The sequence below is a fragment of the Nocardia brasiliensis genome (assembly GCF_042691675.1).
Classification (GTDB): domain Bacteria; phylum Actinomycetota; class Actinomycetes; order Mycobacteriales; family Mycobacteriaceae; genus Nocardia; species Nocardia brasiliensis_D.
The window spans coordinates 7,118,616-7,139,446 of the sequence record NZ_CP170507.1 but is presented as its reverse complement, the minus strand read 5'-3'; the positions used below and the strand labels follow the sequence as shown (position 1 = coordinate 7,139,446).

General features: G+C 68.4%; 18 protein-coding genes. 7 read left to right on the top strand and 11 right to left on the bottom strand.

The annotated features are described in order from the left end of the window. Positions 1 to 152 precede the first annotated feature (152 nt). Positions 153 to 1,751 (top strand): carboxylesterase/lipase family protein, encoded by a 1,599-nt coding sequence (locus ACFK0J_RS32785; RefSeq protein ID WP_378733574.1) that lies wholly within the window; start codon positions 153 to 155, stop codon positions 1,749 to 1,751. A 10-nt stretch (positions 1,752 to 1,761) separates the two neighbouring features. Here ACFK0J_RS32785 and ACFK0J_RS32780 read toward each other — a convergent pair whose 3' ends face one another. The 3 genes from ACFK0J_RS32780 to ACFK0J_RS32770 form a co-directional block, all read right to left on the bottom strand. Beyond that, positions 1,762 to 3,069, bottom strand: a complete 1,308-nt coding sequence (locus tag ACFK0J_RS32780) for a cytochrome P450 (RefSeq protein WP_378743208.1) — start codon at positions 3,067 to 3,069, stop codon at positions 1,762 to 1,764. Between the two features lie 123 nt (positions 3,070 to 3,192). Next, complete coding sequence (locus ACFK0J_RS32775; RefSeq protein ID WP_378733573.1) at positions 3,193 to 3,915, bottom strand: TIGR03089 family protein; 723 nt, start codon at positions 3,913 to 3,915, stop codon at positions 3,193 to 3,195. 3 nt (positions 3,916 to 3,918) lie between these two features. Next, positions 3,919 to 5,343, bottom strand: a complete 1,425-nt coding sequence (locus tag ACFK0J_RS32770; RefSeq protein ID WP_378743206.1) for an LCP family protein — start codon at positions 5,341 to 5,343, stop codon at positions 3,919 to 3,921. A 293-nt stretch (positions 5,344 to 5,636) separates the two neighbouring features. Between ACFK0J_RS32770 and rfbD the strand changes: the two genes are divergently transcribed. The 3 genes from rfbD (at position 5,637) to ACFK0J_RS32755 (ending at position 8,665) form a co-directional block, all read left to right on the top strand. Further along, on the top strand, positions 5,637 to 6,506 hold the full coding sequence (rfbD, locus tag ACFK0J_RS32765) for a dTDP-4-dehydrorhamnose reductase (RefSeq protein ID WP_378733572.1): 870 nt from the start codon (positions 5,637 to 5,639) through the stop codon (positions 6,504 to 6,506). A gap of 11 nt (positions 6,507 to 6,517) precedes the next feature. Further along, positions 6,518 to 7,423, top strand: coding sequence for a glycosyltransferase family 2 protein (locus ACFK0J_RS32760; protein ID WP_378733571.1), 906 nt, complete (start codon positions 6,518 to 6,520; stop codon positions 7,421 to 7,423). A 162-nt stretch (positions 7,424 to 7,585) separates the two neighbouring features. After that, on the top strand, positions 7,586 to 8,665 hold the full coding sequence (locus tag ACFK0J_RS32755; RefSeq protein ID WP_218471290.1) for a sugar phosphate nucleotidyltransferase: 1,080 nt from the start codon (positions 7,586 to 7,588) through the stop codon (positions 8,663 to 8,665). Between the two features lie 74 nt (positions 8,666 to 8,739). Here ACFK0J_RS32755 and ACFK0J_RS32750 read toward each other — a convergent pair whose 3' ends face one another. Beyond that, entirely contained in the window at positions 8,740 to 9,438 is a 699-nt protein-coding gene (locus tag ACFK0J_RS32750; protein WP_218471289.1) for a response regulator, read from the bottom strand. Further along, a complete protein-coding gene (locus ACFK0J_RS32745; protein WP_378733570.1) occupies positions 9,435 to 11,033 on the bottom strand; it encodes an ATP-binding protein in 1,599 nt (532 codons plus the stop codon). Before ACFK0J_RS32745 ends, ACFK0J_RS32750 begins: the two co-directional genes overlap by 4 nt. A gap of 124 nt (positions 11,034 to 11,157) precedes the next feature. Here ACFK0J_RS32745 and ACFK0J_RS32740 point away from each other — a divergent pair, with 124 nt between their 5' ends. After that, the gene (locus ACFK0J_RS32740) at positions 11,158 to 12,525 is read left to right on the top strand and encodes a cation:dicarboxylate symporter family transporter (protein WP_378733569.1); all 1,368 of its coding nucleotides are present in this window, start codon (positions 11,158 to 11,160) and stop codon (positions 12,523 to 12,525) included. Positions 12,526 to 12,583: 58 nt separating this feature from the next. Here ACFK0J_RS32740 and ACFK0J_RS32735 read toward each other — a convergent pair whose 3' ends face one another. Further along, entirely contained in the window at positions 12,584 to 13,009 is a 426-nt protein-coding gene (locus ACFK0J_RS32735) for a DUF4267 domain-containing protein (protein ID WP_378733568.1), read from the bottom strand. Positions 13,010 to 13,111: 102 nt separating this feature from the next. On the opposite strand from ACFK0J_RS32735, the gene ACFK0J_RS32730 reads away from it, so the two are divergent. Next, positions 13,112 to 13,696: a TetR/AcrR family transcriptional regulator gene (locus tag ACFK0J_RS32730; protein ID WP_378733567.1), complete on the top strand. Its 585-nt coding sequence runs from the start codon at positions 13,112 to 13,114 to the stop codon at positions 13,694 to 13,696. A 62-nt stretch (positions 13,697 to 13,758) separates the two neighbouring features. Beyond that, entirely contained in the window at positions 13,759 to 15,228 is a 1,470-nt protein-coding gene (locus ACFK0J_RS32725; protein ID WP_378733566.1) for a phytoene desaturase family protein, read from the top strand. Between the two features lie 17 nt (positions 15,229 to 15,245). Here the strand turns inward: ACFK0J_RS32725 and ACFK0J_RS32720 are convergent, their stop codons facing one another. The 5 genes from ACFK0J_RS32720 to ACFK0J_RS32700 all read right to left on the bottom strand — a co-directional run bounded on the left by ACFK0J_RS32720 (position 15,246) and on the right by ACFK0J_RS32700 (position 20,635). Beyond that, on the bottom strand, positions 15,246 to 16,166 hold the full coding sequence (locus ACFK0J_RS32720) for a cation diffusion facilitator family transporter (RefSeq protein WP_218471284.1): 921 nt from the start codon (positions 16,164 to 16,166) through the stop codon (positions 15,246 to 15,248). A gap of 110 nt (positions 16,167 to 16,276) precedes the next feature. After that, entirely contained in the window at positions 16,277 to 17,494 is a 1,218-nt protein-coding gene (gene manA / locus ACFK0J_RS32715; RefSeq protein WP_378733565.1) for a mannose-6-phosphate isomerase, class I, read from the bottom strand. Beyond that, positions 17,494 to 18,699 carry a tobH protein gene (locus tag ACFK0J_RS32710; RefSeq protein ID WP_378733564.1) on the bottom strand — a complete coding sequence of 402 codons (1,206 nt, stop codon included), beginning with the start codon at positions 18,697 to 18,699 and terminating at the stop codon, positions 17,494 to 17,496. The genes manA and ACFK0J_RS32710 overlap by 1 nt, the downstream gene beginning before the upstream one ends. A 118-nt stretch (positions 18,700 to 18,817) precedes the next feature. Next, a complete protein-coding gene (locus tag ACFK0J_RS32705) occupies positions 18,818 to 20,194 on the bottom strand; it encodes a phosphomannomutase/phosphoglucomutase (protein ID WP_378733563.1) in 1,377 nt (458 codons plus the stop codon). 60 nt (positions 20,195 to 20,254) lie between these two features. Then, entirely contained in the window at positions 20,255 to 20,635 is a 381-nt protein-coding gene (locus ACFK0J_RS32700) for a DUF3499 domain-containing protein (protein WP_041563073.1), read from the bottom strand. Between the last annotated feature and the right edge of the window lie 196 nt (positions 20,636 to 20,831).

The window sequence follows — 20,831 nt, the reverse complement described above, 5'->3', positions numbered from 1 at the left end:
CGGTCAAGCGTACCGTCGCGGTCTCCGACTTGGTGCGTCGCATACCCGGCTCGCCAGCGGGTAAGTACCCTCGAATAGGAGATCATGAGGTGCGAGGCCCGCTGGAGCAAACCGGCAGCACACCGACGGGTCATTGGCAGGAGGTGCGAACCATGAGCACTGGGTTCGAGACGGAACCGGGGTGGGAAGTGCGTGGCGCCGAGCCAGTCGCGACCACGATTTCGGGCGATGTACGCGGCCGCTGGGACGGGCCGGTGGCGGTCTGGCGGAGCATTCCCTATGCAGCGGCTCCGAGCGGGCCCCATCGTTTCCTGCCGCCGCGGCCTGCGCCCGAGTGGGACGGAATCCGCGACTGCGCCACCTTCGGCGAGATCGCCCCGCAGACCATGGGCAACATGGTTCCCGTCGATTCCGACCTGCGGATGGGCGAGGACTGCCTGTGGTTGAACATCTGGTCACCGCGCCGCGACCAGGACGAGGCGGCGCACCCGTTCGACTCGGGCGAACCGCGCCCGGTGCTGGTCTGGTTGCACGGCGGCGCCTACTGCCTCGGTACCGCGGCGCAGGGGATCTACGACGGGCGCAAGCTGGCGGAAACCGGTGACGTCGTGGTGGTCACGGTGAACTACCGGCTCGGTGCGCTCGGCTTCCTCGATCTGTCCTCGCTGCCGGGTCCGTTCACCCCGAATCTGGGGCTGCACGATCAGATCGCCGCGCTGGAATGGGTACGCGACAACATCGCCGGGTTCGGCGGCGACCCGGGCAATGTCACGCTGTTCGGTGAATCCTCCGGCGCGGGTTGTGTCACCGCGCTGCTCACCGCCCCGCGCGCGGCCGGACTCTTCCACAAAGCCATCGCACAGAGCCCGCCCGCAACCACCGTGTTCGGCCAGGAGCGGGCCGCCAGTGTGGCTCGGCGCTTCCTGGAACTGCTGGAACTGCCCGCCGCCAGGGCCATCGAACTGCTCGACTGGCCGGTCGAGAAGATCGTCGAGGTCGCGGGCATCCTGCTGGACGAGATCCCACTGAAGGAGCCGGGCCGGTTGGCGGCGGCACCGGTGGTGGACGGCGACCTGCTGCCGACCTATCCGATCGAACGGTTCCAGCACGGCCGGTCGCACCGGGTGCCGTTGATGATCGGCGCGAACAAGGACGAGGCGTCGCTGTTCCGGGTGTTCCGCTCGCCCATCATGCCGGTGACCCCGGACGCGGTGAACGCGATGCTCCGCGATGTAGCGGCCAGCCACCCGGAGCTGTCGCATGAGCGCATCGCCGAAATCACCTCGGCGTACCCGGATCTGGACAAGCCGCGTGGTGCGCTGGCCATGTCCGGCGACGCGGCGTTCCGGATGCCCGCGCACTGGGTGGCAGACGGGCACGCGCAGCACTCACCGACCTGGATGTACCGCTTCGACCATGCCACGCCGATGCTGCGCGCGGCCCGGGTCGGCGCGGGGCACGCCACCGAATTGCCTTATGTGTTCGGCAATTTCGGCTCGTTCAACCACGATCCGACATTTTGGCTCGGCGGCCGCAAGGTGGCCATGGAGGTGTCGGGGCGGATGATGCGGCGCTGGCTCGCCTTCGCCACGCACGGGGTGCCCGCCGCGCTCGACGGCTCGAAACACTGGCCGCCGTACCGTCCGTCGACGCGCACCACGCTGCTGATCGACACCGTCGACCGGGTGGTCGACAACCCCGACCGCGACCTGCACACCGCCTGGGGCGCGCAAGCCGTCGGCTTCGGCTGACGGCGCCCGGTCAGACGGTGGTGGGTTCGGGGGCCGGTGCGCGACGGCCCAGGCGAACCGGCAGCTGCTCGTAACCGTGCAAGGTGAACAACTTTCGGCGCCGCGGTTGGCCGTCCAGTTGCAGGTCGGGGAAGCGATCGAACAGGGCCTGCAAGGCGTAGACGCCTTCCATTCGGGCCAGACTGGCGCCGAGGCACACGTGGATGCCGCTGCTGAACGACAAGTGCTCCTTGGCATTTGCCCGGCCGACATCGAACCGGTCCGGCTCGGCGAACACCGCGGGATCGCGGTTGGCCCCGGCCAGCGACAGCACGACGGTCTGGCCCGCGCGCAGTGGCACGCCGTCGATTTCCACGTCGGACAACGCGGTTCGGGCGGTCGTCTGCACGGGGGAATCGATGCGTAGCACCTCTTCGATCGCATTCGGCCAGAGTTCGGGTTCGGCACGCAACCGCTCCAGCTGCTCCGGGTGCGTGAGTAGTTGGACCACACCATTGCCGATCAGATTGACCGTGGTCTCGAAGCCCGCGCCCATCAGCAGGCTCGCGGTTGCCTTGAGCGCGAACGTATCCAGCTCGCCCGCGGTCACCAGGGTGCTCAGAATGTCGTCGCCCGGGGTGCGGCGCAGCCGCGCGATGTGCTCGTCGAGATAGTCGTTCATCACCTCCATGGAGTTCAGGGCGCGCCGGTGAGCCCGCCAGGAGATACCGACGTCGAGCAGTGGCGTCATCTGGTCGCCCCAGTGCAGGAACAGTTCCTTGTCCGCGTCGGGGAAGCCGAGCATTTCGGAGATGATCGCGATCGGCACCTGGGCGGCGAACGCGGTGACCAGATCGGCGGATCCACCGGCGGGCAGCCCGTCGAGCAGTTCCGCGGTAACCGTCTCGACGCGGTCGCTCAGCCTGCGGATGGCGCGCGGGGTGAACGCGGAGGCGACCGGCTTGCGCATCTGGGTGTGCTCCGGCGGGTCGATCACCAGCATCGACGGCGGTTCCACCGGGTTCGGCGGCAGCGGAAAGTATTTGGCCAGCTTCTGGATCGGACCCGGGATGTCGAAGCTTTCGGTGGTGCGCACGCCGAAGCGGCTGTCGCGCAGGATGGTTCGGCACAACTCGTGATCGAAGGTCGCCCAGGAGAGCGAGGTGCGAATCATCCGGCCCTCGCCGCGCAGCCGTTCGATGAGCGGATACGGATCGGCGAACCCGGCGGGCCCGCCCATCAGCTCGGCGAACGCGTCACCGCGCCGTGCTTGCATACGCAGCACGAGACGGGGTGCGCCTTGGACGGACAACCAGCGGAACCAATACTGCGGCTTCATCATTCACCAACTCCGTCGTTGTGCGATATGTCCACCGTACGGAACCCGGCCAGATTGTGGAACGTCCTCTAGTCGGACTTCCGCCTATACCGTGGTAGGAGTACCCACTGGCGGTAGGCACGTTCATATCCGCTGGGCAGTGACCCTTTCGGTTTCGATGCGCCGCGCCCGCAGCTCGGGATCGGGGTTGACCACCTGGACCAGGGAGGCACCCGCGGCGAGGACCGCGACGAAGCCGTCGATCAGTTCGGCGGGGGTGTCCCACGGGGTGCTCGACAGCACCCGATCGCCCTCGGAAAAGCCCTGCCGCATGGCCGATTTCTTCGCTTCGGCCAGTACCTCCGCGACCGGCATCCCGTCCAGCGCGGCGCCCGCGCCAGCCGGCAGGAATTGGTCACCGTGCACCCGTACGGAGGTCGCGAAGTCGGTCACACCGACCGGCAGGTCGGGTACCGGTGCGCCCATCGGATCCAGGGACAGGGCCGCGACCTCGGCGACGTCGTGTGTTTCGGCCAACCGGTCGGGCGTCACCAGAGCCAGTTCGGCGTTCTCGTCCGGGCGCAGCACCACCTCGGTGCCCGCCCACCAGCAGCCGAGCAGCACCGCGGCGGTCTGCCAGTGCGCGGGCAGCAGCACCGCGATCCGGGCACCGGGGCTGAGGCCGAACTCGTCGCGAATCAGGTTGGCGGTCTTGGCCGCCCAGTTCGCCAGGGTCAGTCCGGACAGCTCGATCCGGGCGCCGGTGGCGTCGTCGTAGTAGGTGACGCGCGGACTCGCTGGTTCGCGCGCGAGAATCGGATCGAGGACTTTCTCGGTGAGAGTGAGTGCCTTGTCTAAGTCACGCATTAGCTAATTCACGCATTTCGGTCCGTTCTGGCCTGCGTCGATCGGTGGGGCTGGCGGGACTGGTGTCGCGGTGCCGCTCGACGTACCGGAGAAGTCGAACATCCCCCCTGCAGCCGAGCCCGGACCAGAATAGTCGCTCGCCAGCACGACGCTCACCGAATCGGGTGACAGCGTCGTATCCGCGAGTACCGGCAGCCCACCGAGCGCTTTGGCGACCGCCTTGGCCTTGGCGTCGGCGGTGTTCGCGGCCAGCACCCGGCTGCTCGACACACTGGAACCCGGGTAGTTGCCGATCAAGCCCTCATGGAAACCCTTACCGTTCAACGCCTGTGCGACCTGACCGGCCAGGCCACTGATGCCGCTCGCGTTGTACACGCTGACCGACACGGTGGCCGGATCGACAGCGGGCTCGTCCTGCGCCGGTTCCTTGCCGTCGACCAGCGCGGACACATACGACTTGACCGCCTTCGGGTCGACCCGCACCACCGATTCGCCGCTGCTGGTCATGTAGTTCAGGTCGGTGACCGGGATGGTTTCGAACTTCACCTGCCCGCCCGAAAGATCCTGTAGCTGTTGCAGAAACGCGAGCACGTCCCAGTCCTCGTCGAGCACGACGGTGCGCCCGACCGCATCGCTGAGCTGCTTCATCCGCCCGGGATTGCTGAGCGTCTTCGCACTGAGCACCTGCCCGACCAGCTGCGCCATGAACACCTGCTGGCGCACGATGCGATCGAGATCGCCGCGCGGCAGATTGTGCCGCTGGCGCACGAAGCTCAAAGCCGATGGGCCGTCGAGGCGTTGGCGGCCCGCCGGAAAGTCGGCGCCGGACATCCACTCGTCGACCGGGTTGTTCAGGCACACCTCGACCCCGCCGACCGCGTCGGTGAGCAGCACGAAACCGAGCAGGCTCACCTCGGCGTAGTGATCGACACTGATCCCGGTCAGGTTGCCGACAGACTTGATCAACGCCTGGCGTCCGGCCTGGGTGGACTGCTTGTCCGCGTCGGCCTCCGAGACGCCCTGGTTGATCAGCTTCAGGCGTTGGGTCTCCTTGGTGGCGCCGTACGCCGAGTTGATCTTGCCCTTGCCCAGGTCGGGAATGTCGACGTAGGAGTCGCGGGGGATGGAGATGGCCGTCGCGGACCGCCCGTCGTTCGGCACCCGGACCAGCACGATGGTGTCGGTATTGGTGCCGACCTCGTCGCCCGCGTGCAGCAGCGCGCGTTCCCGGTCGGACAGCGGGTTGCCGTGCGCGTCGGTGCGGCTGTCGACGCCGACGAGCAAGATGTCGACGGCGCCGTCACGGCCACCGCCGAGACCGAGCCCGCCGATGCGTTCGATATTGGAGATCAGGCTGTCGACGCTGTGCCAGGCGAAGCCGGTGATGACGAGCACCACGGCGGCCAGGACCGCGGCGGAGACGCGCAGCGGACCGCCTGCGGGCAACAGCGATTCAGCGCCGCGCGGCCGGGTCACCGGACACCCCCTCTACCGTGGCTACTCTGCGTCCTTTCGACAACTCGACATCCTTTCGACAAGCTCGGGGCCACATTCGACAGCACGGTCTGACCGACCACCCCACCTTTCCGTAGCCCCCGCACCCTTTTGGCAAACCCTGGTTCGCGGCGGGTACCTGCCGAGGGCAACTGACTGAAGGCTAACGAATGGCGTCGCGGCGACCGGCAATCCGCAGGTGCGACGGCGTGCCAGACTTGACTCCCGTGACAGCTTCCACACCGTCCGGCGGCCCCCGATCCGGCCGCCTCGTCGTGACCGGGGCGGGCGGGCAGCTCGGCCGAGAACTGGTCCGGCTCGCCCCCGGGGCCCGTGCCCTCGGACGCCGCGACCTCGATATCACCGACGAGGCCGCGGTCGCCGCCGTCCTCGAACCGGGCGACGTGGTGATCAACTGTGCCGCCTACACCGCGGTCGACCGCGCCGAGTCCGAACCCGAAGCGGCCTTCGCCGGGAACGAGACCGGGCCCGCCGTCCTGGCCGCCGCGTGCGCCCGGATCGGTGCACGGCTGATTCACCTGTCCACCGATTACGTGTTCGCGGGTGCTGGCGACCGCCCCTACGACACCACCGACCCGACCGCCCCGGTCAGCGTCTACGGGCAATCCAAACTGGCGGGGGAGCAGGCGGTCCTGAAGCTCGCCCCGCAGGCGCACGTGGTGCGCACCGCCTGGGTATATGCCGGGCGCGGAAGCGATTTCGTCGCCACCATGCTGCGCCTGGAACGGGAACGCGACACCATCGACGTGGTCGACGACCAACTCGGGTCACCCACCTACGCCGCCGACCTCGCCGCCGCGCTGCTGGAACTGGCGGACCGCCCGGACGCCCCGCGCCTGCTGCACGCCACCAACGCCGGACAAGGCACCTGGTTCGACCTCGCACGGGCGGTGTTCGAGGGCGTCGGCGCCGATCCACAGCGCGTCCGGCCGTGTGACTCTGCCGCGTTTCCGAGACCCGCACGGCGCCCGGCGTATTCGGTGTTGTCCCACCGTGCCTGGGACGATGCCGGGCTGACGCCGCTGCGCCCGTGGCGGGTGGCGCTGGGGGACGCGCTGTCGCGGTTGGCCGACTAGGCTGTGCGGCCGTGAGAGATTCCGATTCCGCCTCTCAAGGGCTGGCCGTCGTCACGGTGACCTATTCACCGGGCGAGCACCTCGAGCACTTCATCACCACACTGGCCGACGCCACCACCGAGAAACCACAGGTGATTCTCGCCGACAACGGGTCGACCGACGGGGTACCGGAGCTGATCGCCGAGGCCAACTCGCACGTGCGGCTGCTGCGTACCGGCGGCAACATCGGCTACGGCGGGGCGATCAACCGCGCCGTCGCCGAGATCGATCCGGACATCGAGTTCGTGCTGATCGCCAACCCGGACATTCGCTGGGGCACCGATTCCATCGACCAGCTGCTCGCCGCCGCGAAGCGCTGGCCCCGGGCGGGCGCACTCGGCCCGCTGGTGCTGGAACCGGACGGCAGCGTCTACCCCTCGGCCCGTAGCGTGCCGGGACTGCTCGACGGCGCGGGCCACGCGATTCTCGGCACGGTGTGGAAGGCGAACCCGTGGACCCGGCGCTACCGCCAGGAGAACGAGGAGATCGCCGAGCGGACCGTCGGCTGGCTGTCCGGCTCCTGCCTGCTGGTGCGGCGCGCGGCCTTCGACTCGATCGACGGCTTCGACTCGCGCTACTTCATGTACATGGAGGACGTCGACTTCGGCGACCGGATGGGCAAGGCGGGCTGGCACAACGTGTTCGTACCGTCGGCAAAGGTCACCCACGCCAAGGGACACGCCGCGGGACGGCACCCCGAGGTGATGCTGCCCGCGCACCACGCGAGCGCGTACCGCTTCCAGGCCGACCGGCATCCGCACTGGTGGCAGCTGCCGTTACGGCTCGCGTTGCGGGCCGGACTTGCGGTGCGCTCCCGGATTGCGGTTCGATCTGCGCTGCGTCAACAGGCGCGGGAATCGGGTCAACAGGCGCGGTAAGCCAGTCGTCGACCCAGGATGCGGGTCGATAACGGCGGGCGAACAAGCATGCGGCGTAAGAGACAATCGAATCACGACCGGTTCGTTTCGGCGTGGGTGAGCCATGGCCGGATACCGATCCGGGCGAGCAATAACCGATCCACTGTGAACAGGGGACCTTGAATGGCAGGAAATGCAGGCACCGACGCCGTGATCCTGGTGGGCGGACAAGGGACGCGGCTACGCCCGCTGACGCTATCGGCCCCCAAGCCGATGCTGCCGACGGCCGGGCTGCCGTTCCTGACGCATCTGCTCGCCCGCATCGCCGATGCCGGGATCACCCACGTCGTGCTGGGCACCTCCTTCAAGGCGGAGGTTTTCGAGGAGCACTTCGGCGACGGGTCCGACCTCGGCCTTGAGCTCGAGTACGTCACCGAAACCGAGCCGCTCGGCACCGGCGGCGGCATCCGCAATGTGCTGCCCAAGCTGCGCGCCGACACCGTGATGGTGTTCAACGGTGACGTGCTCGGCGGCACCGAACTCGGCGCGGTGCTCGACACCCATGAGTCGACGAATGCCGACGTCACGCTGCATCTGGTGCGGGTGAGCGACCCGCGCGCCTTCGGCTGCGTGCCCACCGACGAGAACGGCCGGGTCACCGCGTTCCTGGAGAAGACCCAGGATCCGCCGACCGACCAGATCAACGCGGGCTGCTACGTCTTCCGTCGCGAATACATCGAGAAGATCCCGGCCGGGCGGCCGGTCTCGGTCGAACGTGAGGTGTTCCCCCAGTTGCTCGCCGAGGGCGCCCGCGTCCAAGGGCACGTCGATACTTCGTACTGGCGAGACATGGGCACCCCCGAGGACTTCGTCCGTGGTTCCGCGGACCTGGTCCGCGGCATCGCCCCCTCACCCGCACTGCCCGGTCAGCGCGGTGAATCCCTCGTCCACCCCGGCGCGGGTGTCGCGCCCGGCGCGCTCCTCATCGGCGGCACGGTCGTCGGGCGTGGGGCCGAGGTCGGCGCGGGTGCCCGCCTGGACGGCGCGGTCATCTTCGACGGCGCCATCATCGAAGCCGGCGCCACCGTCGAACGCTCCATCATCGGCTTCGGCGCCCGCATCGGTCCCCGCGCCCTCGTGCGCGACGGTGTCATCGGCGACGGCGCCCAGGTCGGCGCCCGCTGCGAGCTACTACGGGGCGCCCGAGTCTGGCCCGGCGTCGAAATCCCCGACGGCGGCATCCGCTTCTCCACCGACGTCTGAGTGCGTATACCGGTCCGCCAACGCCATCCCGCACGCACCTGAGTCCGGCTTGAATACGCGGAGCGGCGGGACAGTCACGCTCTGGTCTTCCAGACGTAGCGGGTCTTCGGCCTGCCTGCGCGGCCGTAATCCGAACGGCGGGTGACCAATCCGTCGTCGGCCAGCTTTTCCAGGTAGCGCCACGCGGTGATGCGGGAGACGCCGATGGTGCTCGCGGTGTCGGCGGCGGTGATGCCCTCCGGTGCGGCGCGGACGGTGCGGGAGATTTCGTCGAGGGTTTGCGGCGCGACACCTTTGGGGGTGGTGGCACGTTGGTCGGGGGTGCGCAGGGCGCTGAGGGCCCGGTCGATGTCGTGCTGGGAGACCGCGGTTTCCCCTGCCGGGAGGGCGCTGCGGAATTCGCGGTAGCGGTCGAGCTTGTCGCGAAAAGCCGCGAAGGTGAACGGCTTCAACAGATACAGCACCACGCCGTGCGAGACGGCGGTGCGCACCATGGCGAGGTCACGAGCCGAGGTGATGGCGATGACGTCGGGCCGGGGTGCGAGGCCGGTCAGCGCCGCCGCGACGTCGAGACCGCTCGCGTCCGGTAACCCGATGTCCATGAGCACCAGGTCGATCGGGGTGCCCTCGGCCGCCGCTTCGGCGGCCGCACGCATCGCGTCGCGACCGGTGTGTGTCACCCCCACCGGGGTGAAACCCTCGATGCGGTCGACATAGGCGCGGTGTGCCTCGGCGATGAGTGGTTCGTCCTCGACGATCAGCACTCGGATCACTGTGCGTCCTTTCGCGGAATCGTCACGGTTACCGCGCTTTCCGGATCTAGTTCGGTACGAATGGTGCCGCCGTGCCGGGCCACCAGCCGGTGGACCAGCGCGAGGCCGAGCCCGTGATGGTCGGCCTTGGTCGAATAACCGCGCTGCGAAGCCCGCGCGAACGTCTCCTCGGACATCCCGGGCCCACTGTCGGCGACGCGAACATACAACGTCGAATGTTGTTCTGCCGAAACATTTTCGGCGTGTTCTGCGGTCGGCTCGTCGCGGTGTTGCACGGTGACTTCGACCCAGCCCGATGGGCTGTCGGCGGCGGCGTCGATGGCGTTGTCGATCAAATTGCCGACCAGCGTGACCGTCTCCTGTGCCGACAGCGGCTCGATCGAGTCGAGCGCGGTGTCGTCGGTAATGGTCAATTCGATGCTGCGCTCGGCGGCCTGGTTCACCTTGCCGAGCAGCAGCGCGGCCAGCGCGGGCGACCCGACGGCCGCCAGCAGTCGATCGATGAGTGCTTGGGACAGTTCGAGTTCCGAGGTGGCGAACTCCACCGCCTCCCGGTACCGGCCCAGTTCCACCATGGTGACCACGGTGTGCAACCGGTTGGCCGATTCGTGCGCCTGCGCGTGCAGCGATTCGGCGAAACTGCGCACCGAGTCGAGTTCGCCCATCACCGCCCGCAATTCGGTGTGGTCGCGGATCGTCATGACGGTGCCGATCGGCCGTCCTTCCCAGGTAACGATGTCCTGGTTGACGAGCAGGATCCGGTCGCCGGTCACGTGCATCTCGTCCCGGACCACGCCCCAACTCATCTGCTGCATGGAGACCGGCAGGTCGCTGCGGTGCACCTCGCCCTCGGGCAGTTCGAGCAGCCTGCGCGCTTCGTCGTTGACCACCTCGGCGAGCTCGCCGGTGATGCCGAAAACCACGAGTCCCTCGTGAATCGAATGCAGTACGGCGTCGTGCTGCTCGTACATCGCGCGCAGTTCATCGGGTGCGAGGCCGTGCGTCTGTCTGCGCAGCCGACGGCTCAGCAGGAACGATCCGCTGCCCGCGACCACCAAGCCCGCCGTGGCGACGCCGAGGATCAACGGCAGCTGCGCCGCGACCTGGTCGCCGATCTTGGCGCGGGTCACCCCGGCGGATACCAGCGCGACCACTCGTCCGCCGTCGTAGACCGGGGTCACCGCCCGAATGGACGGGCCGAGGGTGCCGGTGAAGGTCTCGGTGAAGGTTTCCCCGGCCAGCGCACGGTCGATGTTGCCGCTGAACGGCTTGCCGATCATGGCCGGGTTGGTGTGCGTGTAGCGGGTGCGGTCCGGCGCCATCACGACGATGAAGTCCATGCCGGTCGCGTGGCGGGTGCGCTCGGTCACCGGTTGCAGCACGGCCGTCGGGTCGGTGCTGTAGACGGCGGCCAGGGTGGACGGTGCCTCAGCGACGCTCACCGCGACATCCCTGACTTCGCGGGTGGTCGTCACGTCGCTGTGCCGTCGGGCGTCGATCACCGCGAGCACCGCGCCGACACCCACGATCAGGATCAGCACGATCAGCTGGAGTGCGAAGGCCTGACCGGCCAGGGATAGCCGACCGCGTCTCACTAGCTGCTTTCCTCCGCTGAACGTAATGCACCAAACCGTGACCGGCGTCACCCGGACCGCCATCATTCTGCCTGGGGGTCGTGAGGCACCTCACGCCGGCACCACCTCGGAGGACATCACTCGCATGAGCGAAGCAACACCTGAAGCCACACCCAAGAAGCGGGATCGCACCCATTGGCTGTATCTGGCCGTCATCGTGGCGGTGATCGCGGGCGTTCTCGTCGGCTGGCTCACGCCCGAGTTCGGGCAGTCCGTTGCTCCGCTGGGCACCATCTTCGTCAACCTGATCAAGATGATGATCGCGCCGGTCATCTTCTGCACCATCGTGCTCGGTATCGGGTCGATCCGGACGGCCGCCACCGTCGGCCGGGTCGGCGGGCTGGCCATCGGATACTTCCTGGTCATGTCGACGTTCGCGCTCGCGATCGGGCTCGTCGTCGGCAACCTGCTCGCGCCGGGTACCGGGTTGAACGTCACCAGTTCCGCCAAGGCCGGACACGATCTCGCGAATACGGCGGAAAAAGCGGGCGACACTTGGAAATTCATCACCGACATCGTGCCGACGACACTGTTCTCCTCGCTGACCGCGGGCAGTGTGTTGCAGGCGCTGTTCGTCGCGGTGCTGGTCGGTTTCGCCCTGCAGGCCATGGGCACGACCGGCGAGCCGATCCTGCGTGGCGTCGCGTTGCTGCAGAAGCTCGTGTTCCGGGTGCTGGTGATGATTCTGTGGCTGGCGCCGATCGGCGCGTTCGGCGCGATCGCGAATGTGGTCGGCAAGACCGGGCTGGACGCCGTCGTAAAGCTTGGCACGTTGATGATCGCGTTCTACCTGACCTGCTTGGTGTTCGTGTTCGGCGTGCTCGGGGTGGTGCTGTGGTCGGTGTCGCGGGTGTCGGTCCTGAAACTGGTCCGCTACCTGGCCCGCGAGTACCTGCTGATCGTCGCGACGTCGTCCTCCGAGTCCGCGCTGCCTCGGCTGATCGCGAAGATGGAGCACATGGGCGTCCAGCGGACGACCGTGGGTGTCGTTGTGCCGACCGGGTATTCATTCAATCTGGATGGCACTGCAATTTACCTGACAATGGCGTCGTTGTTCATCGCGGAGGCGATGGGCAAGCCGCTCAATATCGGCGAGCAGATCGGCTTGCTGCTGTTCATGATCGTGGCGTCCAAGGGCGCGGCCGGTGTCACCGGCGCGGGCTTGGCCACCTTGGCCGGCGGGCTACAGAGCCACCGCCCCGAACTGCTCGACGGCGTCGGCTTGATCGTCGGCATCGACCGCTTCATGTCCGAGGCCCGCGCGCTCACCAACTTCTCCGGCAACGCCATCGCCACGGTCCTCATCGGTACCTGGACCAAGACCATCGACAACGAGCGGGTCAAGGAAGTCCTCGACCGCAAACTGCCGTTCGACGAACAAACCATGGTCGACAACGACCACGGCGAGCAGCCGCAGCAGACGCCTGAAACCAAGGACCTGGTTCCGGCCTAGCTGCTCTGTGAAACACGAAGGGCCCGCAGGATCTGCGGGCCCTTCGCGCTGTCCGGGATCAGGCGTTCGCGACGACCCGTCGCGGGTTCGACCGGTTTGTCAGCCGCTGCTCGCGCAGCAGCAGCCCGCCGGTGAGGAAAACCAGTGCGGCGGTCAGCCCATGGATGCCGAAAGCCGCGGCGGACGAGCCGTTCCAGCTGAGCACCGTCAGCATGTCGCCGACCGGGACCAGCGCGATGACCAGGGTGGCGATGCCGAGGGCGGAGCGCTGCTTCGCGGCCAGCAGAGCCAGGATGAGCAGCCCGGACACGGTGTCGCGGACGCCCTTGAGGTGCAGGAACGCGGCCGCGTCGCCGTCCGGCCAAGCGGGCAGGCCGAAACCGGGGGCGATGGTTTCCGGGCTGACCAGGTAGCTGATGCCGATGTAGAGGATGAAGGCCGCGCCGACCAGGGACAGGGCGGTGGCGATGCGCGAGACGGTCATGGTGCTGCTCCTCGATAGTGCTCTTATTCCTAGCATTGCTAGGTTCTAGAGCGACATTAACTGAGCCCCGGTAGATTGTCTAGCGCTGCTAGTATTTGGCCCATGGGCACCCAGACGCGTAAGGAACGGGAACGAGCCGAACGGCAGCAGCGGATCATCGACACCGCCCGCGAACTGGCGGAGTCACAGGGCTGGGAGGCGGTCACCGTGCGCCGGTTGGCCGAGCGCATCGAATACAGCCAGCCGGTGCTCTACAGCCACTTCGCGGGCAAGTCGGCCATCGTGGCGGCCGTCGCGGAACAGGGCTTCGCCGACCTCGGCGCCGCCCTGCACCAGGGCCATGTCGAGGCGACGAGCCCGGCCGACGCATTGGCCCGCGTCACGCACGCGTACCTGGACTTCGCGGCGGCCAACCCGGCCCGCTACGACGCCATGTTCATGATGAACATCGACCTCGTCTTCGGTCTGGCGGCGCCACAGCCGTTGCGCGACGCCTTTGCCGAACTGGAGGCGATGTTCCGCCCGTTCGTCGACGAGGCCGACCTCGGCGCCCGCACGGAAGTCGCCTGGGCCGCGATCCACGGCCTCGCCACCCTCGACCGGGGCGGACGCCTGCGGCCGGAGTTGCGCGAGCAGCGGCTCGCCATCCTGATCGACGAATGGTTGGCCGCCGTCGGCGCGCGTTGAACCCGTTACCGCGTGCGTTCCTGAGCCGAGGACTGCCCGTCGCGGGCCGGTAGCGTGGAGGTATGCCTGATGTTGTGGTCGTCGGCTCCGGACCGAATGGTCTGGCCGCCGCGGTAATTCTGGCGAAGGCCGGACTCTCGGTAGAGGTGTACGAGGCCGAGGACACCGCGGGTGGCGGGTCGAGGACGGCCGAGCTGACCTTGCCCGGATATCGGCACGACGTGTGCGCCGGTGCGCATCCGATGGCGTTGGCGTCCCCGTTCTTCGAAGCGTTCGGCCTGGCGGCGCACGGCGTGGAACTACTCGTCCCGGAGGCGTCCTACGGTCACCCGCTCGACGGCGGAGTCGCCGGGGTGGCCTGGCGCGATCTGGAGCGCACCGTCGAGGGCCTCGGACGCGACGGCGCCGCGTGGCGCTCGCTGTTCGGCCCGTTGGTGCGGCGTTGGCCCGCGGTGGTCGCGGCGGCGATGTCGGACCTGCGTAAGCCGCCCGACGACCTGCTGACCTTCGTGCGGTTCGGACTGCGCACCCTCGAGCAGGGTTCGCCGTTGTGGAACACCAGGTTTCACGGTGACATCGCACCCGCACTGCTGACCGGTATCGCCGCGCACGCGATCACCCCGCCGCGTGCCATACCCGCCGCGGGCGCGGCGATGATGCTCGGCACGTTGGCGCACGCCGGTGGCTGGGTGCTGCCGAGGGGCGGCAGTCAGGCGATACCCGACGCGCTCATCGCCGAACTGGAACGCCTCGGCGGCCGTGTGCACACCGGCCACCGCGTCGATTCGTTGGACGAGTTCGCCGACGCGCACGCGGTCGTACTCGACCTCGCGCCGTCCGGCCTACTGCGCATCGCGGGCGACCGGCTGCCGAACCGATACGCCAAGCAGCTGAGGCGGTTCCGCTACCGCGGCGGCGCCTGCAAGGTCGACTTCGCGCTGTCCGGACCGGTGCCGTGGCAGGCCGAAGGGCTCGATCGCGCGGGAACCGTGCATGTGATCGGCACCCGCGCCGAGGCGATGACGGCCGAACGTGCCGTCGCCACAGGGCAACACGCCGAGCGGCCGTACGTGCTGTCCATTCAGCCCGGTGTCGTCGACGACAGCCGTGCGCCGGCTGGCGGCCACACCTTCTACACCTACGCCCACGTACCGAACGGCTCGACGCTCGACGTCAGCGAGCACGTGATCGCGCAGGTCGAGCGGTTCGCGCCCGGCTTCCGCGACCTGATCCTGGCCAAGCACGTCTGCACCGCGGCCGAAATGCCCGCGCACAACGCCAATTACGTCGGTGGCGACATCTCCGCGGGTGTCATGAACTTGCGCCAGTTCGTCTTTCGCCCCGCCGCGCGCTGGAATCCTTACGCCACACCCGTTCCCGGCGTCTACCTGTGCTCGTCGTCGACCCCGCCCGGCCCCGGCGTCCACGGCATGTCCGGCGTGCACGCCGCCCGCCACGTCCTGCGCCAGCGCTTCGGCATCAGCACCGACCCGCTGGAAATCGTCCGTGCCGCTGGCTCCGGGGCCGCCTGAACCGGGTCGACGCTGGGTCAGACGGGCTCGGTGCGGTAGAGGTCCGGCTCCAGGTAGATCACCCGCGCGGCGGGAACCGCCGCGCGCACTTTGGCTTCCGCGTCGTTGATCGCGGCCGCGATCTCGGCGATATCGAGCCCGGCGGCGACCGACACCTTCGCGGCGACCAGCATTTCCTCCGGGCCGAGGTACTGCGTCTTGAGGTGGATCACCCGATCGATGCCGGTGCCGTCGACCAGATTGGCGCGGATGTCGCGGTCTTCGCCCGGAGTGGCGCCCTCACCGATGAGCAGGCTCTGCATCTCGATGATCAGGATGACGGCGATGACGCCGAGCAGCAGGCCGATGGACAGGGTGCCGATGCCGTCCCAGATCGCTTCGCCGGTGATCATCGTCAGGCTGACACCCGCGAACGCGAGGATCAGACCGACCAGCGCGCCGGTGTCCTCCAGCAGCACCACCGGCAGCTCTGGGCTGCGTGAGGTGCGGATGAACCGCCACCAGCTGGCATTTCCCTTGAGCGGCCGGGATTCCCGGATCGCGGTCATGAAGCTGTAGGTCTCCAGCCCGATGGCGATCAGCAGGATGACGATCGCGACGATCGGCGAGGTGAGGTCCTCGGGGTGCTGGATCTTGTGGATGCCCTCGTAGATCGCGTAGATCGAGCCGATGGTGAACAGCACCAGCGCCACGATGAACGAGTAGAAGTAGCGATTGCGCCCGTACCCGAACGGGTGCAGCTCGTCGGCCTCCTTCTCGGCACGCCGCTGACCCAGCAGCAACAGACCCTGATTGGAGGTGTCGGCCACCGAGTGCACCGCCTCGGCGAGCATCGACGCCGAACCGGTGATCGCAGCACCGACGAACTTGGCCACGGCGATCCCCGCGTTCGCCGTCAACGCGGCGAGAATCGCCTTCTTGCCACCACCAGCCGACATGCCCTGGACGTCCTCTCTCCGAATTGCCCGATCCTGGCTAACTTAGCGTGTCCCGGCGTCCGGATACCGGATGCCTGACCGATCGATGCTGCACGCTCCGGCGGGCAGTATCACACCTTGCCGACGCAGGCGCAGAAGAGCTGGGCGTTGCCGTCCAGCGCGCGGGCGCGAATGTCGGTGTCGGCGGCGGAGATCCAGGCGGCCGCGCCGCGCTCGATGGTCAGTTCGGTCGCGCCGTCGAGCAGTCGCACCGAACCCGCCGTGCACAGCACGATGCCGGGGCCCGCGGCGGTGAGCGGGACCTGGGCCGAGCCCGCGGTGAGGTCGAAGCGGCGTAGCTCGAATTCGGGGGCGGGGGTGCGGTAGCGGACCGAACCGTCGCCCGCCGGTTCGGGCAGCACGACCGGCAGATTGATCGGCTCGAAGTCGAGCACGCGCAACAACTCCGGCACGTCGACGTGCTTGGGCGTGAGGCCGCCGCGCAGCACATTGTCGGAGTTGGCCATGATCTCCACGCCGAGCCCGCGCAGGTAGGCGTGCAGGTTACCGGCGGCGAGGAACAGGCCCTGTCCCGGTTCCAGCGTCAGCCGGTTGAGCAGCAGCGCCGCGAGCACGCCCGCGTCACCGGGGTACGCCTCGGCGAGTTCGAGCGCGGTGCGCGCCTCGGGGGTGAACTCGCGCTTGCCTTTGCCGGACAGGTACCGCACGCAGCCGTCCAGCATCGCGGGCAGCAGGGTGGCGAGCACCTGCTGCGGCAAGGTGATCCAGGTGGTGAACAGGGTCCGCAGACCGTCCGAGTCCGGTTGCGCGGCAAGCAGGTTCGTGTAGGGCTCGAACCCGTCGACGTCCAGCGCCCTGAGCAATTCGACGGTGCGATGCGGGTCGCGGAAACCGGCCAGCGCCTCGAACCGGCCAAGCGCCACCACCAGTTCCGGCTTGTGGTTGTCGTCGCGGTAGTTGCGCATCGGTGAGTCCAGCGGCACCCGGGTGCGGTTCTCCCGTTCGAAACCCGCGCGCGCCTGCGCCGTACTGGGGTGGGCCTGCAGCGAGAGCGGTTCCTCGGCGGCCAGGATCTTCAACAGGAACGGCAGCTTGCCGCCGAATTCCGGAGCGGCTGGGCCTAATTCGCGTTCCGGATCCTCAGCGACGACATCGAGCAGCGACCTGGTGTGGTTGTCGATCCGGATGTGCGCGGGATCGGCGGGGTGCGCGCCGAACCACAGTTCGGCCTCGGGATGAGCCGACGGTACCGGCCGACCGCACAGCTGAGCGAGCGCGGTGCGCGAGCCCCAGGCATACGAACGCAGCGCACCAACGAGTTCGTGCACTAGTAGCTTCCCCCGAACTGCCCTTGGCTTTCGGTCGCGGTACCGCGGGTGCCGATCAGCCGTAGGTAGGCGGCGGCCATTTCCAGCCGTAACGCCAGCACGGCGAGCTGTTCGAGTTCGCCGCCGGGCGCCGGTTCGGATTCGCCCTCGGGACGCGGCGGGGCAGGGACGGACGGGTCGGTGAGGCCGGTGTGCAACAGATCGAGTTCGGCGTTCACCAGATCGGCGTCGACGAGGCTGGAGCCGGTGCCGCCGAACACGGCGATCCGGCGCCGCGCGACGGACTGGTCGGGGTCGGCGCTGAGCACGAAGACGCGGATGCGTTCCACCTGGACCGGACCGTCGAGTTCTTCGTCGTGGAACAGCGGATCGAAGCCGGGCGCGGATTCGCCTGCGGCCTCGACCATTCGAGCCTTGGCGGCGACCGCCTCGGCCAGGTCCACCGCGGTGGCCACCCGGCCCGCCGACTGCAGCAGCACCTCGGCGCCGTGCTCGGCCAGCTCGGCCGCGGCGGGGGAGTCGCCGGCCAGCACGATGGCGCGCTGGTGCATGCGCGAGGCCAGGGTCTTGGCCGGGTTGCGGAAGACCTCGTTGCTCGGCCCGGCGCGCAATGCCTCGGCATCGAGCACATCGGCCAGCTCGGTGAGATCGGGTACGAACGTGCCGCTGCGAGCCGGGTCCACCGCGCGCAGGACGGCGATTCCGGCGGCCAGGAAGCGCAGCAGCCGATTGTGATCGAGCACCTGCACCCGTGGCGCGAGCACGGCCGCGCGCCCGGCCACGACGGCACGCATGGGTCCCTCGATGGGTGCGGCGACGACGACTTCGGCACCGCGGCGCAGCGCCCGGTCGACGGCGTCGGTCAGACGGGGGTCACCGGCATCGTCACCGGCGACGAGGACGACATCGAGCGGACCGACCCAGGGCGGCAGCGCGGCGACGGACACGACGGGCAGACCCGCGCGGTCGCCGAGCGCGGCGACCAGCAGGCTCGCGGCCCGCGCCGCCCGGCCCGAACCGGAGACGAGGACCACACTGCGCGGTCGCAACCCGGCCAGCCGCGCGAGCGCGTCCTCACCGATAGCTGCCGCGGTGGCCCGGACCTGAGCGCCGCCGGACGCGGCCGAGCGCAGGGCACCGCCGGTATCGGCCGCCTCCAGCGAAGCGGCATCGTCGAGGTCGAGCACCGGTGTTCCAGCGATCATCGGGCGTCCCACCTCCCCTCATCGCGCTGAGTCGTTTCCGCCCTTGTTCCCGCCCGGGTCAACTGCCACGCCGGGCCCGAGTCGGGCGAATCCAAGGCCTGTGATTCCACTATTCCAGTCAGGAGCGGACGATGCTCAGAATCTGAGTTACGAGTGCGTCTACTTCCTCCGGCGATCTGGCCTCGACGTTGAGCCTGAGCAACGGTTCGGTATTCGACGCGCGCAGATTGAACCAGGCATCGTCGGCGAGCTGCACGGTCACACCGTCGAGCCTATCCACCGAGATCGTCCGGTCCCCGAATGCCTCCAGCACAGCCATCGTCCGCTCCTGCGCGTCCGCCACTGTGGAGTTGATCTCACCGGAGGCCGCGTACGTTTCGTAGGCCGCCATCAGCTCCGACACCGGCCGGTCCTTCTCGCCGAGTGCGGCGAGCACGTGCAGCGCCGCGAGCATGCCGGAGTCGGCGCCCCAGAAGTCGCGGAAGTAGTAGTGCGCGGAGTGTTCGCCGCCGAACACCGCGCCGGTCGAGGCCATCTGCTGCTTGATGAACGAGTGGCCGACCCGGGTGCGCACCGGGGTGCCGCCCAACGCGGTGACCAACTCGGGCACCGCCTTCGAGGTGATCAGGTTGTGGATGATGACCCCGCCCGGCTCCTTGGCCAGCTCGCGCTCGGCGACCAGCGCCGTGATGGCGGACGGCGATACCGGGTCGCCCTTCTCGTCCACCACGAAGCAACGGTCGGCGTCGCCGTCGAAGGCGAGGCCGATGTCGGCGCCCGATTTGACCACCAGGTCTTGCAGATCCACCAGGTTCTTCGGATCGAGCGGGTTGGCCTCGTGGTTCGGGAAGGAGCCGTCCAGTTCGAAGTACAGCGGGACGATGGTCACCCGCGGCAGCGCGTCGAAGACCGCGGGCACGGTGTGCCCGCCCATGCCGTTGCCCGCGTCCACCGCGATGGTGAGCGGGCGGACCTCGCCGAGATCGACCAGGTCGCGCAGGAACGCCGCGTAGTCGGCGAGCAGATCGATCCTGGTCTCGGTGCCGCGCGGCCCGTCGTAGCCGGGGACCCCTTCGGCGACTTCGCTCTTGATGGTGGCCAGACCCGTGTCCTGGCCCACCGGAATGGCTTTGGCGCGACACATCTTGATGCCGTTGTAGCGGGCCGGGTTGTGGCTCGCGGTGAACATGGCGCCTGGGCAGTTCAAGCTGCCGGAGGCGAAGTACAGCTGGTCGGTCGAGGCGAGCCCGATGTGCACCACGTCGAGGCCCTGGGCGAGCACGCCGTCGGCGAAGGCCTCGGAGAGCCCGGGGGACGATTCCCGCATGTCGTGTCCGATGACGGTCCGCTCGGCGCCTTCGGCGCGCATCAGCCGGGCGAACGAAGCACCGATGTCCCTGATGAATTCGGCGTCGAGTTGTTCACCGACCACACCGCGAACGTCGTAAGCCTTGATCACCGCGTTTACGAATTCGGCAGAGCGGGCGACTGTCATGCCCAATACCTTAACGGGTGCTGTCGGACGCAGTCCGCTCGCAGTCTGCGCTGGGTTTGTTCAGGACGGGGGATCGGGGAGGACCCGGAGATGGCCACGGCGGCCGGTGCGGGTGGTGCGCTGGGGCGGCGGCGCATAGTCGCGGTAGCCGCGCTGGTCGGGTTCGGGCGGGCGGCGGCGTAGGCCGGCCTCGCGGACCGCTTCGGCGAGCGCGGTCAGATCGTCGTCATCCGGTGTGCTGGACGAGAAGCCGCCTTCGTGGCGAACCATCTCCCAGCCTTTCGGGGCGGTGATCCGGGAACCGTGCGTTTCACAGAGATCCCAGGAGTGCGGTTCGGCGACGGTCGCGAGCGGCCCGACGACGGCGGTCGAATCCGAGTACACATAGGTGAGCGTCGCGACGGCCGGATTCTTGCAACCTGGACGGCAGCAACGACGCATGGGGATCACGCCGATGAGAGTAACCCCCCTGGCGTCCCGATGTGGATAGACACGCTCATGAATCGGGCAAATACTCGCGTCACCGGGGCGGGTGCCGCGTACGGGTGCGAGCCGCCGGGGCGCGTTGCCCGGCGCTGCTGATCAGTTATCGCCGCTCGCAACAACATTCGTTACCGGTGCGGGCTCGGCTTGGTGC

Coding starts and splice junctions, on each gene's coding strand:
- ACFK0J_RS32785 (WP_378733574.1), top strand. CDS start 153: ATGAGCACTGGGTTCGAGACGGAACCGGGGTGGGAAGTGCGTGGCGCC.
- ACFK0J_RS32780 (WP_378743208.1), bottom strand. CDS start 3,069: ATGAAGCCGCAGTATTGGTTCCGCTGGTTGTCCGTCCAAGGCGCACCC.
- ACFK0J_RS32775 (WP_378733573.1), bottom strand. CDS start 3,915: ATGCGTGACTTAGACAAGGCACTCACTCTCACCGAGAAAGTCCTCGAT.
- ACFK0J_RS32755 (WP_218471290.1), top strand. CDS start 7,586: ATGGCAGGAAATGCAGGCACCGACGCCGTGATCCTGGTGGGCGGACAA.
- ACFK0J_RS32740 (WP_378733569.1), top strand. CDS start 11,158: ATGAGCGAAGCAACACCTGAAGCCACACCCAAGAAGCGGGATCGCACC.
- ACFK0J_RS32735 (WP_378733568.1), bottom strand. CDS start 13,009: ATGACCGTCTCGCGCATCGCCACCGCCCTGTCCCTGGTCGGCGCGGCC.
- ACFK0J_RS32730 (WP_378733567.1), top strand. CDS start 13,112: ATGGGCACCCAGACGCGTAAGGAACGGGAACGAGCCGAACGGCAGCAG.
- ACFK0J_RS32725 (WP_378733566.1), top strand. CDS start 13,759: ATGCCTGATGTTGTGGTCGTCGGCTCCGGACCGAATGGTCTGGCCGCC.
- ACFK0J_RS32720 (WP_218471284.1), bottom strand. CDS start 16,166: ATGTCGGCTGGTGGTGGCAAGAAGGCGATTCTCGCCGCGTTGACGGCG.
- ACFK0J_RS32710 (WP_378733564.1), bottom strand. CDS start 18,699: ATGATCGCTGGAACACCGGTGCTCGACCTCGACGATGCCGCTTCGCTG.
- ACFK0J_RS32705 (WP_378733563.1), bottom strand. CDS start 20,194: ATGACAGTCGCCCGCTCTGCCGAATTCGTAAACGCGGTGATCAAGGCT.
- ACFK0J_RS32700 (WP_041563073.1), bottom strand. CDS start 20,635: ATGCGTCGTTGCTGCCGTCCAGGTTGCAAGAATCCGGCCGTCGCGACG.